Origin of the sequence: Aquibaculum sediminis (genome assembly GCF_040712085.1) — a bacterium.
In the GTDB taxonomy this organism is placed as follows: domain Bacteria; phylum Pseudomonadota; class Alphaproteobacteria; order Kiloniellales; family DSM-21159; genus Aquibaculum; species Aquibaculum sediminis.
The window spans coordinates 90600-104565 of record NZ_JBFCVK010000011.1; the positions used below are offsets into that span (position 1 = coordinate 90600).

Sequence of the window (13966 nt, forward strand, 5' to 3'; positions counted from 1 at the left end):
CGAATGTAACCATTGCCAGGCCGGATTAGAAGATCCCCAGCGCGAGCTTGGCGTCTTCGCTCATGCGGTCCTTGTCCCAGGGTGGATCCCAGGTGAGCGTGACCGAGACCAGGCCAACGCCCTCGACCATCGCCACCCGGTCGGCCACCTGGCCCGGCATCTCGCCGGCGACGGGGCAGGCCGGCGCGGTGAGCGTCATAGTGATGCCCACGTCGCCATTGGCCGCAATGGTGAGGTCGTAGATCAGGCCCAGGTCGTAGATGTTGACCGGAATCTCCGGATCGTAGACGTCTTGCATCGCCTCGACGATCTGCTCCTGCGTCGCAACCGGCTCGCCTTCCTGCCGCGGTTCGCCGGCACGGGCAGTAAAGCCTTCCTCCACCTGTTCAGCCGTTCCGCCCCCGGCCCACAGATATGGATTGTAGTGCGGGCGGGCTGGCAAGTCTTCCGGCAGGCCGTCGCTGCGCAGCTTGTCGCGTTGATCTTCGCTCATTCCGTGGAGACCTCCTGCTGTCCGTCGAGAGCGGCCGTCATGGTGTGCCACGCAAGCGTGGCGCATTTGACCCGCACCGGAAAATCACGCACGCCGGCGAGAACCTCCAGACGCTCGATCGCGTCCGCGTCCAGATCCTCCGGTTCATGCTCCGGCGGCTCGTCGTGAGTGCACAGCCAATGAAACCGTTCGAACAGTGCCCGAGCCTGACTTTCCTTCAGGCCCTTGAGGGTTTCCGTCATCAGTGAGGCCGAAGCCAGCGAGATGGCGCAGCCCTTGCCCTTGAAGGCGCAGTCCTGGATCACGCCGTCCTCGTCCACCGTCAGGTAGATGAAGAGCGTGTCGCCGCACATGGGGTTGTAGCCATGGGCGTTGCGGTTGGCGTCATCCGGGTGTCGGAAGTTCCGCGGGTGCTTGCCGTGATCAAGGATGACTTCCTGGTAAAGTTCACGCAGTTCTTCGAGCATCAGCCGAAAAGCTCCTTAACCTTGAGCACGGCCGCGACCAGGGCGTCGACCTCCGCTTCGCTGTTGTAGAGTCCAAAGGATGCCCGCACCGTGGCGGCGACGTCGAAACGGTCCATCACCGGCTGCGCGCAGTGGTGGCCGGCGCGTACCGCCACGCCGGCGCGGTCGAGGATCGTGCCGATGTCGTGCGGGTGGGCCTGATCCAGGGTGAAGGAGACAATCGCCGCCTTGTCGGCACCGGTGCCGAAGATGCGCAGTCCCTCGATTTCCGAGAGCCTGGCCGTGGCATAGGACAGCAGACCCTGCTCGTGCGCCTGGATGGCCGCGTAGTCGAGGCCCTGCACGTAGTCGATGGCCGCGCCCAGACCGGCCGCCTCGACGATGGCCGGCGTGCCGGCTTCGAACCTGTGCGGGGCCGCCTTCCAGGTCGATTTCTCGAAGGTGACGGAGGAGATCATCTCGCCGCCGCCCTGATAGGGCGGCAGGGCGTTCAGCAGGTCCTTGCGTCCGTAGAGCACGCCGATGCCCGAGGGGCCGTAGAGCTTGTGGGCGGAAAAGGTGTAGAGATCGGCACCGAGATCCTGCACATCCACCGCCATGTGCGGCACCGCCTGGCAGCCGTCGATCAGCACCGTGATGTCGCCCAGGGCCTTGGCCTCGGCGATCATCTCCTTGACCGGCACCACCGTCCCCAGCGCGTTCGAGATGTGGGTGAGGGCGACCAGCTTGGTGCGCGGCCCAAGCAGCGCATTGTATGCCTCGCGATCCAGGGTGCCATCGTCCAGCAGAGGAATGACCTTGAGCACGATGCCCTTGCGATCGCGCAGCAGCTGCCAGGGGACGATGTTGGAGTGATGCTCCAGGGCGCTGATGATGACCTCGTCGCCCTCTTCCAGGAAGGCGTTGCCGAAACTGTGGGCCACGAGATTGATGGCCTCGGTGGCGCCGCGGGTGAACACGATCTCATCGCTGCTTGCCGCGTTCAGCAGGCCCGCCGCCTTGGTGCGCGCACCCTCGAAAATGTCCGTGGACTCCTGGCTGAGGCGATGCACGCCGCGGTGCACGTTGGCGTAGCAGGTCTCCATGATCCCGGTCATGGCGGAAATCACGGCGCGCGGCTTCTGGGCGCTGGCGGCGCTGTCGAGATAGACCAGCGGCCGGCCATAGACCTCGCGCTCCAGGATCGGGAAGTCGGCTCGCACCCGCTCTACATCCAGCGCTTTCACCGAGTTGCCGCCGGGCGCGGCCTGCGTCAGGGTCGACATGTAAGGCTTCTCTCCTCTTCGCCTCAGTTCGTGCCCAGAAGCCAGTGCTGCAACCGTTCCAGCAGGGCCGGGCGCAGGGCTTCCAGAGGGAAGTCTTCGATCAGTTCAGCAACAAAAGCTTCCACCAGCAGGGCCCGAGCGCCTTCCTGGCTGAGCCCGCGGCTGCGCAGGTAGAAAAGCGCGTCCGCGTCGAGCTCACCGGCGGTGGCGCCATGGGCGCACTGCACGTCGTCGGCAAAGATTTCCAGTTCGGGCTTGCTGTCGATCTCGGCCTTTTCCGAGAGCAGCAGCGTCTTGTTCAGCATTCGGCCGTCGGTCTTCTGAGCGTCCTGCTCCACGACGATCCGACCCTGGAAAACCCCGCGGGCCCGGTCGTCGAGGGCTCCCTTGTAGGTCTGGCGTGCAGCAGTATGGGGCACGGTGTGACGGATCACGCTGGTGGTGTCACCATGCTGGCGCCCGCGCAGCAGATAGGCGCCATCGAGGGTGATGTCGGCATTCTCGCCCAGAAGCGTCGCATCGATCTCGTGCCGCGAGAGGGCCGCGCCACTGGTGAAGGCCAGGCTGCGATAGCGGGCGTCCCGCTCAAGCTGCAGGTGGGTGCCTGCCAGATGCACGCTCTCTTTGCCGGTTTCCTGGACCCGCAGATGCGTCAGGCCAGCCCCGGCCGCCACATGGATGTCGGAGACCAGATTGAGCAGGCCATGGCCGCTGCCCACACTTTGATGATGCTCGACCAGCGTGGCCTGGGCGCCGCGGCCGATGCTGACCACCAGGCGCTGATGGCTCTCGACCGCAGCTTCACTGGTGCCACCGACAAAGATCACCTCCACCGGCGTGTCGAGCTGAATGCCGGACGCCACGCTCAACAGCAGGCCCTCATCGAAGAGGGCGTCGTTCAGAGCCTGCAGCGTGCGCTCCCGGTCATACTCGGCCGCCTGCAGCAGGCCTTCCAGCCGCTGCGGCGTGTCGCGAAGGACCTGGGAAAGCGGTGCCAGGGTGACGCCATCCGGAAGACCGGCGAGCTGCGAGTGATCCGGCGAGAAGCGGCCGTCTAGGAAGACCAACCGCAGGCGCGCGCTCTCCGCCGGCAGGAGCGAGGCAACGCGATCGAGGCTGGTCCGCTGCGCCGACGCGGCCGGTGTGTAGCTGCGATCGCGCAGGGCGCGGGGCAGGTTGGTGTACTTCCAGCTTTCCAGTCTGGGGCCGGGCAGGCCGCTGGCACGGAACTGTTCCAGCCCCTGGGCTCGGAAGTCATCCAGCCAGTCGATGCCCGCGCCGGGGAGCGTTCCGGCGAGATCGCGCCAGCGTCCCTCGATCTCACTTACTGTCAAAGCCTCTGTGGCCATAATGTTGAAACCTTTGCCTTTTTACGCCGCCGCTTCGACCATGTCGGCATAACCCTTCGCTTCCAGCTCCTTGGCCAGTTCCGGTCCGCCGCTGCGGATGATCCGGCCCTGCGAGAGCACATGCACCCGGTCGGGCACGATGTAGTCCAGCAGGCGCTGATAGTGGGTGATCACCAGCATGGAGCGCTCCGGCGTGCGCAGTGCGTTGACGCCATCGGCCACCGCCTTGAGTGCGTCGATGTCGAGGCCACTGTCGGTTTCGTCCAGGACGGCGAGCGCCGGCTCCAGCATGGCCATCTGCAGCACCTCGTTGCGCTTCTTCTCGCCGCCGGAGAAGCCGGCGTTGACAGCGCGCTTCAGGTATTCGTCGGACATGCCCAGTTCCTTGACCTTCGCGCGAAGGATCTTGAGGAACTGCATGGCGTCGAGCGCACTTTCGCCGCGGGACTTGCGCACGGCGTTGACCGCTTCCTTGAGGAAGGTGGTGTTGGGCACACCGGGGATCTCCACCGGGTACTGGAAGGCGAGGAAGACGCCGGCCGCCGCCCGCTCTTCCGGGGCCAGATCCAGCAGGTTCTGACCCTTGAGCAGCACTTCGCCCTCGGTCACCTCATAGCCTTCGCGACCCGAGAGAACATAGGAGAGGGTCGACTTGCCCGAGCCGTTGGGCCCCATGATGGCGTGTACCTCGCCGGCCCCGATAGACAGGTCGATACCCTTGAGGATCTCCGTGCCATCGACTGTGGCGTGAAGGTTCTTGATTTCAAGCATTTAGCAATTCTTCCTGACCTGCGAACTCATCTTGGCGCTCCTGGCGGAACGCGCAATCATCCAACCGAGCCCTCGAGGCTGATGCCCACCAGCTTCTGGGCCTCGACGGCGAACTCCATGGGCAGCTGCTGCAAGACCTCGCGGCAGAAACCGTTCACCACAAGGGCAACCGCGTCTTCCTCGCTGATGCCGCGCTGGCGGCAATAGAAGAGCTGATCCTCGGAAATGCTCGAGGTGGTTGCCTCGTGCTCCAGTCGCGCACTGCGGTTCTTGCTGACGATGTAGGGCACGGTATGGGCCGCGCAGCGGTCGCCGATCAGCAGGGAGTCGCACTGGGTGTGGTTGCGGGCGTGTTCCGCGCCACCGCCCAGGTTCACCAACCCGCGATAGGTCTGGGCCGAACGCCCGGCCGCGATGCCCTTGGAGATGATGCGCGAGCGGGTGTTGCGCCCCAGGTGGATCATCTTGGTGCCGGTATCGGCCTGCTGCATGTTGTTGGTGATGGCGATGGAGTAGAACTCGCCCACCGAGTTGTCGCCCTTGAGGATGCAGCTCGGGTACTTCCAGGTGATGGCGGAACCCGTTTCCACCTGCGTCCAGGAAATCTTGGAGTTGCGCCCGGCGCACAGCCCGCGCTTGGTGACGAAGTTGTAGATGCCGCCGACGCCGTTCTCGTCGCCGGGGTACCAGTTCTGAACGGTGGAGTACTTGATCTCCGCATCGTCCAGCGCAATCAGTTCGACCACGGCGGCGTGCAGCTGGTTCTCGTCGCGCATCGGCGCGGTGCAGCCTTCCAGGTAGCTCACATAGCTGCCTTCGTCGGCGATGATCAGCGTGCGCTCGAACTGGCCCGTGTTCTCCGCGTTGATGCGGAAGTAGGTGGAGAGCTCCATCGGGCAGCGCACGCCCTTGGGGATGTAGACGAAGGAGCCGTCGGTAAAGACGGCCGAATTCAGGCAGGCGTGCTTGTTGTCCGCCGCTGGCACCACCGACCCCAGGTACTTCTGCACCAGCTCGGGGTGCTTCTGCACCGCTTCCGAGATGGCACAGAAGATGACGCCGGCCTCTTCGAGCTTCTTCTTAAAGGTGGTGGCCACGGAGACGCTGTCGAACACGGCGTCCACCGCGACGCCGGCCAGCATTTCCTGCTCTTTCAAGGGAATGCCAAGCTTCTCATAGGTCTCAAGCAGCTTCGGATCCACCTCGTCGAGGCTCTTCGGCTTGTCGTCGTCGCTCTTCGGCGCCGCGAAGTAGTAGGCGTCCTGATAGTCAATGGGCGGGAAGTCCACCTTGGCCCACTGCGGCTCCGGCATCTCAAGCCAGTGGCGGAAGGCCTTGAGGCGCCATTCCAGCAGCCACTCCGGCTCGTTCTTCTTGGCCGAGATGAAGCGCACGGTGTCCTCGCTCAGACCCTTCGGCGCTGTCTCCATCTCGATGTCGGTGACGAAGCCATGCTTATAGCGTTCGCCCAGCGACTGTACCTTTTCGACGGTCTCGACACTTGCCGCCATGATCTCTCCTTTTCGACCCTCTGGGGGTTCTTCCGGACCTTTCTACTTGCCGCTTGCCTGCTGCAGCGCGGTCGGCGGCCGTCGCTCGCCCATGGGGACGAAAAGGCCCGCCGTCATGTCTTCGAGGGTAACGCCTTCCAGCGCGCCTCTTATCGCGTTGTTCACGCGATCCCAGTTGCCCCGCATGGGGCAGAGGGACTCGCTTTCGCAATGCCCGGACTGTCCGTCGACGCAGGCGGTGAGAGCAATGGGGCCCTCCAGTGCCTGGATGATCGCGGCCACCGTGATACGCTCCGGCGGCGCGCCCAGGCGATAGCCGCCGGCAGCGCCACGCTGCGACACGATGAGCCCGTCGCGGGCCAAGGCGTTCAGCACCTTGGACACCGTCGGCACGGGTACGCCGGTGTCTTCCGCGATCTGCGGCGCCGTTCGCACCTTGCAGCCGTCGTTGGCCATGCGGGCCATGACCACAACGGCATAATCAGTCAGGCGGTTGAGCCGAAACATCCGGCGCTCCTAAATCGGAGTTAATCAGTCCGGTTTCTGATGTACGGACTAGGGGGGAGAAATCAAGGGAAAAGCGGCCGGCGGTTGGCGTCCTGCTCCAAGGAGCGGGGCGTCGTGCGGTCACTACACCGCAGGATCACACCGGCTTGGCGAAAAGCCCCATCACGAGGCGGACGCGGTTTTCCGCGAGGGAGCGGCGCAGGTTGCGCGACAGTTCGAGAAAACCCGCATAAAGCATATAGGGCCCTGGCGGCCGGGCTGCGCCGCTTTGTCGCGCGGCCTGGTCACGCTCCTCGGCCAGCAGCGCCTCGGTGCGATCCTCCCAGGACAGCTCGCTCAGGCCGCACCCCTTGATCAGCGCCCGGATATCCTCCGGCGGCAGGAGGAAGGATTGTTCGGCTTGGCCGGCCCAGGGGGTAGGATAGTGCGGCGGCCCGGCCGGTCCCGCCATGACGTCGTGCAGCGCCAGACGTCCTCTTGGCTTGAGCACCCTCGCGGCCTCCCCATAGAGCGCCTGTTTGTCGGGAATGTTCATGGCGGCGTGCTGGGTCCAGACCAGATCGAAGGTCGCGTCGGGAAAGGGCAGACGCCCGGCATCCGCGCAGCAGGCCAGCACCGCTCGTTCCAGGCCGACTGCCGCCGACAAGGTTGCGGCATCGCGGCAGTAGGCTTCGGTCAGGTCCAGGGCGACCACTGTGACATCGCAGCTTTCGGCAAGCTGACGCGCGGGTCCGCCAATGCCGGCGCCGATGTCGAGCACCAGGCTGCCCGGCGCCGGCTGCGCTTGTTCGGCGAGTTCCGCGGTCCCTTGCCGTGCGCGCAGATGGAACTGATCGAAGGTTGCCAGGTCCGCGACGGTCAGCGGCCCCTCGGGGCTGACCCGGTGCTGGCGCGCGAGTTGCAGGACCTTCTCGCTCAGGCGTCCCCCCCTCGCGTAGTGCCCGGCAATGTCGCCGTTGTCGGTCATGCGCTGCCGCCTACCAGTAACGACCGCCGGCGCCGAGGATCACGGTCAGAAGACCCAGCGCGAGGTTGATGGCGACGATCCGGCGAATGCCGTTCAGCTGCTGCCCCGCGACGGCGAAGTCTTCCCGCTCCACGGCTTGCCGAAAGCGGCGCCAGGGCGCGAAGAACAGATGGGCGAAGAGCGCCATCATGATCAGGCCGGTCAGGTGCATGATGTGCACGGACACGCCGACCCCGCCGAAGCCACTGAAATGGCCGAAGATCATGGCATAGCCGCTGGCCAGCAGGATGCCCGCAGCGGCCCAGACCCAGGGAAAGAAGCGCCCGAAAACGCCGTGCCAGAGGCGCAGACGCTGGGGCGGTTCGAAGGTGCCCAACGAAGGGCGCAGGATCAGATAGGCGAAGAACATGCCGCCGACCCAGACAACGGCGGCCAGGGCATGCAGGGCCAGAAGCAGTGCCAGCATGGATCAGCGCGGCATGACCGTGACCAGGGCGGCGCGCAGCTCCTCGATCGTGGCGTTGACTGCCTGGCCGATCAGGTCGAGGCGGGTCAGCTGCTCGATGCGCTCTTCCAGGCGGGAGAGTTCGTGGCTGCTGAAGACCTCGTGCAGCAGGCCGCAAGCGTCGGCCAGATTGAGGATAGCGACGTCCCGGGCGTCGGGAATGTCATCCGTCATCAGGATCTGCGCGATGCGCAGCTTAACCTCGGTCTGCTCCTTGTTGTCGATCAGCGGGTAGCGCCGGGTGGAGAAGACCCAGAGGAAGCGGCCTTCCTCCTCACGCAGAATGCCGCGTTCGATCAGGCGCTGGAGCGAGAGCTCCCGGATCGTCTCCGCTTCCGGTGCCAGCCGATCGATCCAGTCCCGCACCGAGCGCTCCTGGTCCTTCTCTTCGGCGATCCGGGCCAGCACGTGGTCGAGCGCCGGCTCGCCCAGCGGCGTGGCATCGACAAGCATTAGCTTTTCCAGATCGTTGTCGATCCGATCGTGCATGGCCAGGTCCATCAGCACCGCGCCGACCAGCGCGATCTGCGTGATGGGCTGCGATGCATAGAGCATGCGGCCACTCTGCTCATCATGTGAGAGCAGCAGGAATTCCTCGGCAATTGTAAGCATCGTGCCTCCCCCTAGTCCGGACCCTTGTGCCGACCCGCCGGCCAGCCTTGTCGCGACGGTGGCCATGATCACTTGCTTTGGCGTGAATTACCAGAGGGTAAGCAGGGGACGGGCCGCATTTTCCTCGCGGCTGCCAGCACTGTCTGCGGAGCGGATTGGAACCGGAAGGCGGTGCTCAGGGTTTGGGATATGTAACGTCGGCAGGTGCGCCGTCCCGGCCCCTGCCGCTTCCGACCGTCAATGGACGTGGAGAGTAAAGATGAAAAAGACCCTGTTAGCCGCGGTTTCTGCATCGGCCTTCCTGTTTGCCTCGGGCGCGGCGCTGGCGCAAAGCGACGAAGAGCCGGCCGCCACGTCCGAAACAATGGAAGAGACGACCACCGAGGATATGGGCGTGACCGAGGAGGGCTCCGATAACGGCGAGTCCCCCGATATATCGGAGTCGGACAGCATGGATAGCGACACCGCTCCGCCTGTCGCCGATGATTCCGAGGCGCCCGACACCGGCATGGATACCGACACCGAGATGGACACGGACATGGAGGACAGCTCCATGGACGAGGCCCCGAGCACCGACACGAGCGGCGCCATGGAAAGCACGGCGCCTGTCGACCTGAGCCAGCTGCATCCCCACGGCGGCGATGCTGAAGGGATCGTGGTGGAAGGCGTGCCGGCCGAAGACATCGTCGGTGGCCATCTGGTCAACCCGGACGGCGAACGCATCGCCACGATCAACGACCTCCTGATCGACTCCGACGGTGAGCCGCAAGGTCTGCTGGTCGGCTTCGGCGGCTTCCTGGGCTTCATGGAGAAGGAGGTCGCAGTCGGTTTCGATCGGGTGGAGCTGGTCCAGAATGACGACGACGAGTACTCCACCGATCTCACCGAGGAAGAGATCGAAGCGATGCCGGATTATGAGGAGCCGGAGGGGTAGAGTACGTCCCACCTAAGCCATGGCTTCGCTGTCAGTGTAGTTTGTTGCTTCAACAACATCGCTGACGTTTAACGCACGGTACTCAGCCCCTCGGACGAAGGTCCGAGGGGCTTTCTGCGTTCTGAGGTGACGGGCGAGGAGACAGTTTGCCTCAAAAAAAAATAAGTGAGGAAATCTCCATAAAATGGTACCCCTTGCTGAGTATGCTATACCGTATGGGTTGTTGCGGCGATGCTACTCGCGCTTATGCTGCCCTCAAGGTGCACGGGGCAGCCGAGGATTCAGGGCAACGATCGGAAGCGGGTAATGCGGGTACCGCAAGTTCGCCATACTGGGTAGCGGGGTCCGGAACTTATTGGCATTATTTCGGTCGAGGCTGCCAATGAAACGCTTGCCGAGATGAGCATCGAGTTGAGAGGGGAGGTAGAGTGCAGTGACAACTTCTCGCATCAGGGTGACTGTTGGCGCCAGCGTGCTTTCGGCGATAGTGTTGGCCTTCTTGTGCGATACTGTTTCAGCTCAGGAAGAAGACATAGAAGATGAGCGCGGTGTTCCGATTTACGAAAGATCGAGGCCGGAGTTGGAGCCGCTGGGATTGCGTGCAGGATCCTTTATGATCCGCCCAAGCTTGAGCATGGGCGGCGAGTATAACGACAACATTTATGCAACAAAGAATAACAGGGAAAGTGATTTTATTTCCCGGGTAAGTCCAAATGTTTCTGTACAATCAGACTGGTCGCGGCATGCGTTGTCGCTTGATGTCGGGGCGGAAGCAGGGTTTTATTTTGATAACAGCAAAGAGAACTACGTGGATGGCCAGTTAGGTCTCGCCGGGCGCGTTGATTTGCTCCGGGAGACCTTTTTGGAAGGGCATATGTCGGTACAAAGGCGGCATGAGGGCCGGGGTGATCCGGATGTGCCTTTGGCGAACGACGAGCCCTCAGTTTACTACCAATACAACACTGGAATCAGCGCCTATCGCGGTGCTGGCCGACTCTCCCTTCGTGTCGGGGCAGATTATACGCGCTACGACTATCGGTCGGTTGATCTATCGGGTGGCGGAACCCTGAGTCAAAGTGAGCGCGATCATAATGTGTATGAGGCACATACGCGCGTCGCCTATGAGCTTCTGCCCAACGTCATCCCCTACGTTGAGGCGCGATACAACGTCCGCCGCTACGATACGCACGCCGGTGGAAATCGCGATTCCCATGGCTATCGGGTTGCGATTGGAACCGGGTTTGACGCGGGGGGCATCATCACCGGATCAGTCTATGCCGGGTATATGAACCAAGATTACGCGTCAAACCGACAGGATAGTGTAAGCGGGCCTTGGTTTGGCGGGAATGTGCTCTGGAACGTCACCCGCTTGACCTCATTCGAACTGAATCTCGACCGTGGCGTTTTCGAAACACAGAACGCAGCTGCGTCCAGCTACACCCGGAGTGCAGTACATGCGCGGGTTGACCATGAGCTACTCCGAAACCTGCTGATTGGTGGCTACGGCCAGTATGCACATTATAAATATAATGGCGTGAACATAGCGGATGATTATTTTGAGGCAGGGCCGCGTGTTACATATCTGTGGAATAGAAATTTGACCGCTGAGTTGTCCGCTTCGCATAGAAGAAAGAACAGCAATCGAAGCGGAAGAGAGTACAGGTCCAACCAGATTATGTTTACGATAACCGGGCATCTCTAAAGAACACTGGTCGAACCCAAAAGTCTTGGATACCTTCGCGGCGGCACCCGTTTTGGGTCGCCGCCGCGACGCTTTTTATCCCTTGACCGCTGTGGCCGCCAGCCTGCTTGTTGGGGTGCATGCGCTCAGTGATTTCAGCCTGCAGCTTCCTGCCGTGACCGTCACCTGGCTGGTGCTGCTGGCGCTGGGTGTGGCGCAGAGCTGGCGCACGGACGCCTGAGCGCTGCGGGCCTGGGCGCTGCCGGACATTCGGTTCCGCACCCACAGCAGTGCGAAGCTGCGCGATGCACTGTCGCCAACGTCAGCGTGTTAAGGGAGGAGGCCGCGTGATCAGGCTTGGGTTGGTCTCTGATGAAGTCGGCAGCCACCGCGGTTCCTTCCGCCGGGTGCTGCTTTTCGTCCTGGGGTTGGCCTGTGCCGGCGCCCTGCCGGCCTCAGTCTCGGCGCAGCAATCGGGCCAGGCTTTGGCAGAGGCTCTGGCGCTCGCCGAGGCCGGGCGCAGCGATGCGCTTGAGGCACGTCTGCCACAACTGGATCCGCTCGACCGCAGCATCGCGCTCTGGCGCCTACTGACCCGCCGACCGGATGCGGTGGAGCGCTCCACGCTGGAGGACTTCCTGCGCCGCCATCCTGACTGGCCGGATGCGGAGCGGCTGCAGCAAGCGGTCGAACAGCGACTGCCGGCCGAGTTCGGTGATCGTGCGGCCTTGGCGTGGTTTGCGGACTTCGCGCCCGTAACACCGCAGGCGGCGCTGGCCTATGCCCGTGCCTTGCGCCGGTCGGGAGAAGACGCGGCCGCCATTGCCGAGGCGCGCCGGGCCTGGCGCGACCTGGATCCCGACGCCGTGAGTGATGCTGCAATTCTGGCCGAGTACGGGGGGCACCTGGAATCGGTGGATCACCGCATCCGGGTCGAGCGGCTGCTGCGGGCGAACCAGAAGGACGCCGCCTTGGTGGCTCTGGACGACGCCGGTGCTGTCGGTGCGATCGATGCAGAACAGCATCGTCTCCTCAGGGCACGGGTGCTCTTACAGATTCTCGACGACGACGGAGAGAGACTCGCTCAAGCTATTCCGGGAGAGGTGCTGCGGCAGAGCGGGTTGATCTTCGATCTGGCCTGGTACCGCATGCAGCGCGATCCGCAGGAAACCGCCATGGACCTGCTCGATCCGCCGCCTGTGGTCCTGTCCCGCGAGGCGGCGGACCGCTGGCAGGTGCGCCGGCGCGCGGTGCGTCGTCTGCTGGCGACGGATGATGCAGACGCGGCCTACCGGATCGCGGCGCGTCACGGAATCCCGGAGGGGCGGGCCTATGACGAGGCCGAGTTTCTCGCCGGATGGATCGCACTGCGCCGGCTGGACGATCCGGACACGGCCTACAGCCATTTCGATCGCCTCTTTCACCAGGGCAGCGGCGCCGGCGCCATTGCTCGCGGGGCCTACTGGTGCGGAGAAGCCTCACTGGCCAGTGAGCGCCCGGACTGGGCACAGCAGTGGTTCGACGTGGCCGCGCAGTACAGCGGCACCTTCTACGGACTGATGGGGGCCTTGCGCAGCGATGCGAGTCAATGGCGCGAGGCGGACGGCGACGCTTGGGAGGTCGGCCAGGCAGCTCGTTCGGCTTTCGATGCCCGCCCTATGGTGCGGGTGATTCGCCGCCTGGCAGCGGCCGGGCGCCGGGATCTCGTCGCGCCCTTCTTCCGGCATCTGCGCAGCAATGGCATGGAGGAAGCCGGGACCTGGCATCTCCTGGGTGACCTGGCGCAGGAGATCGGTCGGCATGATGAAGCGATCCGCACCGCGCGGGCGGCGTACTCTGCCGGCTGGACCTTCCCGGACCTGCTCTATCCCACTCCGCGCATGGGGCTGCCGGTTGACCGGCGCCGGCCGCTGCTGCTGGCACTGATCCGCCAGGAAAGCTCCTTCAATCCGGAAGCGGTCAGTCCGGTGGGGGCGCGGGGTTTGATGCAGCTCATGCCCGGGACCGCGGCCGAAGTGGCTGCCCGACTGGGCGAAGCCTACAATCCCGCCCGCCTGACCGCTGACCCGGCCTACAATCTGCGCCTGGGCCGCGCCTATCTGGAAGAGATGCTGCAGCGCTACGGCAGTTCCCTTCCCCTGGCGCTGGCGGCCTACAACGCCGGACCGGGGAGGGTGGATGCCTGGTTGTCCGCCCATGGCGACCCCCGTCGCGATGAGATCGGTCTGCTTGATTGGATCGAACTCATTCCCTTCGACGAGACCCGCCACTATGTAAAGGTCGTCATCGAGGTTGCGGCGGTCTATGCCCGCCGCCTTCACCCCGAACAGAGCGACGCCTATGCACCCTTCGATCTCATACCCGCCCGGCTCGTACAGAGCGAACCTGATGCGCAGTGACGCAGCCTTTTGGCGGCGTACCGCGATTGCGCATGGCTGAGGCGGGACGAGACGACGGCCGGTCCGGCCGATCCCAGGGTATGGGCCAAGCCGGGCGGCTCCGGGTTGTCGCCGGTTTCGCGCTCGCGGGATATTTGCTGGCGCTGATGGTCGGTGCAGCCATCGAGCCGCCCGCTCTCGCGCGGCAAAGTGGCTCGCTGCTGGTCCACGGTGCGGCTTTCGTTGGCGCGCAGTGTCTTGTCTTCCTGCTGGCGCCGACCTGGCGGGGACGCCTGCTCTGGTTTGGACTGCTGTTCGCCTTCGGTCTGGTCATCGAGGCGGTGCAGTTCTTCCTGCCCTGGCGCAGCGCCACCTGGATCGACCTCGTCTACAACGCTTCGGGTCTGTCGATTGGCTTTCTTCTCTGCGCGCTCCTCGAGGTGGTGGCGCGGCGCCTGGGCCTGCCGAGTGCTGCCGAGGTCTCACGTCGATCATGAGGCTGCCGATGGGATGCGAGCAGCAGGGG

The 13966-nt window shown here is 64.0% G+C and carries 15 protein-coding genes; 5 read left to right on the top strand and 10 right to left on the bottom strand.

The genetic code is table 11. From position 1 onward, the window contains the following. Positions 1–25 precede the first annotated feature (25 nt). The 10 genes from ABZ720_RS16075 to ABZ720_RS16120 form a co-directional block, all read right to left on the bottom strand. Positions 26–493 carry an SUF system Fe-S cluster assembly protein gene (locus tag ABZ720_RS16075; RefSeq protein ID WP_366556542.1) on the bottom strand — a complete coding sequence of 156 codons (468 nt, stop codon included), beginning with the start codon at positions 491–493 and terminating at the stop codon, positions 26–28. Continuing rightward, positions 490–960, bottom strand: coding sequence for a Fe-S cluster assembly sulfur transfer protein SufU (gene sufU, locus ABZ720_RS16080; RefSeq protein WP_366556543.1), 471 nt, complete (start codon positions 958–960; stop codon positions 490–492). Before sufU ends, ABZ720_RS16075 begins: the two co-directional genes overlap by 4 nt. Beyond that, positions 960–2225: an aminotransferase class V-fold PLP-dependent enzyme gene (locus ABZ720_RS16085; protein ID WP_366556544.1), complete on the bottom strand. Its 1266-nt coding sequence runs from the start codon at positions 2223–2225 to the stop codon at positions 960–962. The genes sufU and ABZ720_RS16085 overlap by 1 nt, the downstream gene beginning before the upstream one ends. Positions 2226–2248: 23 nt before the next feature. Then, positions 2249–3574, bottom strand: coding sequence for a Fe-S cluster assembly protein SufD (sufD, locus tag ABZ720_RS16090; protein WP_366556545.1), 1326 nt, complete (start codon positions 3572–3574; stop codon positions 2249–2251). Between the two features lie 21 nt (positions 3575–3595). Further along, the gene (gene sufC / locus ABZ720_RS16095) at positions 3596–4345 is read right to left on the bottom strand and encodes a Fe-S cluster assembly ATPase SufC (protein ID WP_366556546.1); all 750 of its coding nucleotides are present in this window, start codon (positions 4343–4345) and stop codon (positions 3596–3598) included. Positions 4346–4401: 56 nt separating this feature from the next. Beyond that, entirely contained in the window at positions 4402–5856 is a 1455-nt protein-coding gene (sufB, locus tag ABZ720_RS16100) for a Fe-S cluster assembly protein SufB (RefSeq protein ID WP_366556547.1), read from the bottom strand. A gap of 42 nt (positions 5857–5898) precedes the next feature. Beyond that, positions 5899–6363, bottom strand: coding sequence for an SUF system Fe-S cluster assembly regulator (locus tag ABZ720_RS16105; RefSeq protein ID WP_366556548.1), 465 nt, complete (start codon positions 6361–6363; stop codon positions 5899–5901). Between the two features lie 136 nt (positions 6364–6499). Next, entirely contained in the window at positions 6500–7330 is an 831-nt protein-coding gene (locus tag ABZ720_RS16110) for a class I SAM-dependent methyltransferase (protein ID WP_366556549.1), read from the bottom strand. A gap of 10 nt (positions 7331–7340) precedes the next feature. After that, positions 7341–7796, bottom strand: a complete 456-nt coding sequence (locus ABZ720_RS16115; protein ID WP_366556550.1) for a CopD family protein — start codon at positions 7794–7796, stop codon at positions 7341–7343. A gap of 3 nt (positions 7797–7799) precedes the next feature. After that, complete coding sequence (locus tag ABZ720_RS16120; RefSeq protein WP_366556552.1) at positions 7800–8447, bottom strand: GOLPH3/VPS74 family protein; 648 nt, start codon at positions 8445–8447, stop codon at positions 7800–7802. Positions 8448–8706: 259 nt separating this feature from the next. Here ABZ720_RS16120 and ABZ720_RS16125 point away from each other — a divergent pair, with 259 nt between their 5' ends. From ABZ720_RS16125 to ABZ720_RS16145, 5 genes are all read left to right on the top strand, one after another. Beyond that, positions 8707–9381 (top strand): PRC-barrel domain-containing protein, encoded by a 675-nt coding sequence (locus ABZ720_RS16125; RefSeq protein WP_366556553.1) that lies wholly within the window; start codon positions 8707–8709, stop codon positions 9379–9381. 433 nt (positions 9382–9814) lie between these two features. Continuing rightward, positions 9815–11083 carry an outer membrane beta-barrel protein gene (locus tag ABZ720_RS16130; protein ID WP_366556554.1) on the top strand — a complete coding sequence of 423 codons (1269 nt, stop codon included), beginning with the start codon at positions 9815–9817 and terminating at the stop codon, positions 11081–11083. 25 nt (positions 11084–11108) lie between these two features. Further along, entirely contained in the window at positions 11109–11303 is a 195-nt protein-coding gene (locus tag ABZ720_RS16135; RefSeq protein WP_366556555.1) for a hypothetical protein, read from the top strand. A gap of 106 nt (positions 11304–11409) precedes the next feature. Continuing rightward, positions 11410–13461 carry a lytic transglycosylase domain-containing protein gene (locus ABZ720_RS16140; RefSeq protein WP_366556556.1) on the top strand — a complete coding sequence of 684 codons (2052 nt, stop codon included), beginning with the start codon at positions 11410–11412 and terminating at the stop codon, positions 13459–13461. Continuing rightward, on the top strand, positions 13458–13937 hold the full coding sequence (locus ABZ720_RS16145) for a VanZ family protein (protein WP_366556557.1): 480 nt from the start codon (positions 13458–13460) through the stop codon (positions 13935–13937). The genes ABZ720_RS16140 and ABZ720_RS16145 overlap by 4 nt, the downstream gene beginning before the upstream one ends. Positions 13938–13966: the final 29 nt, after the last annotated feature.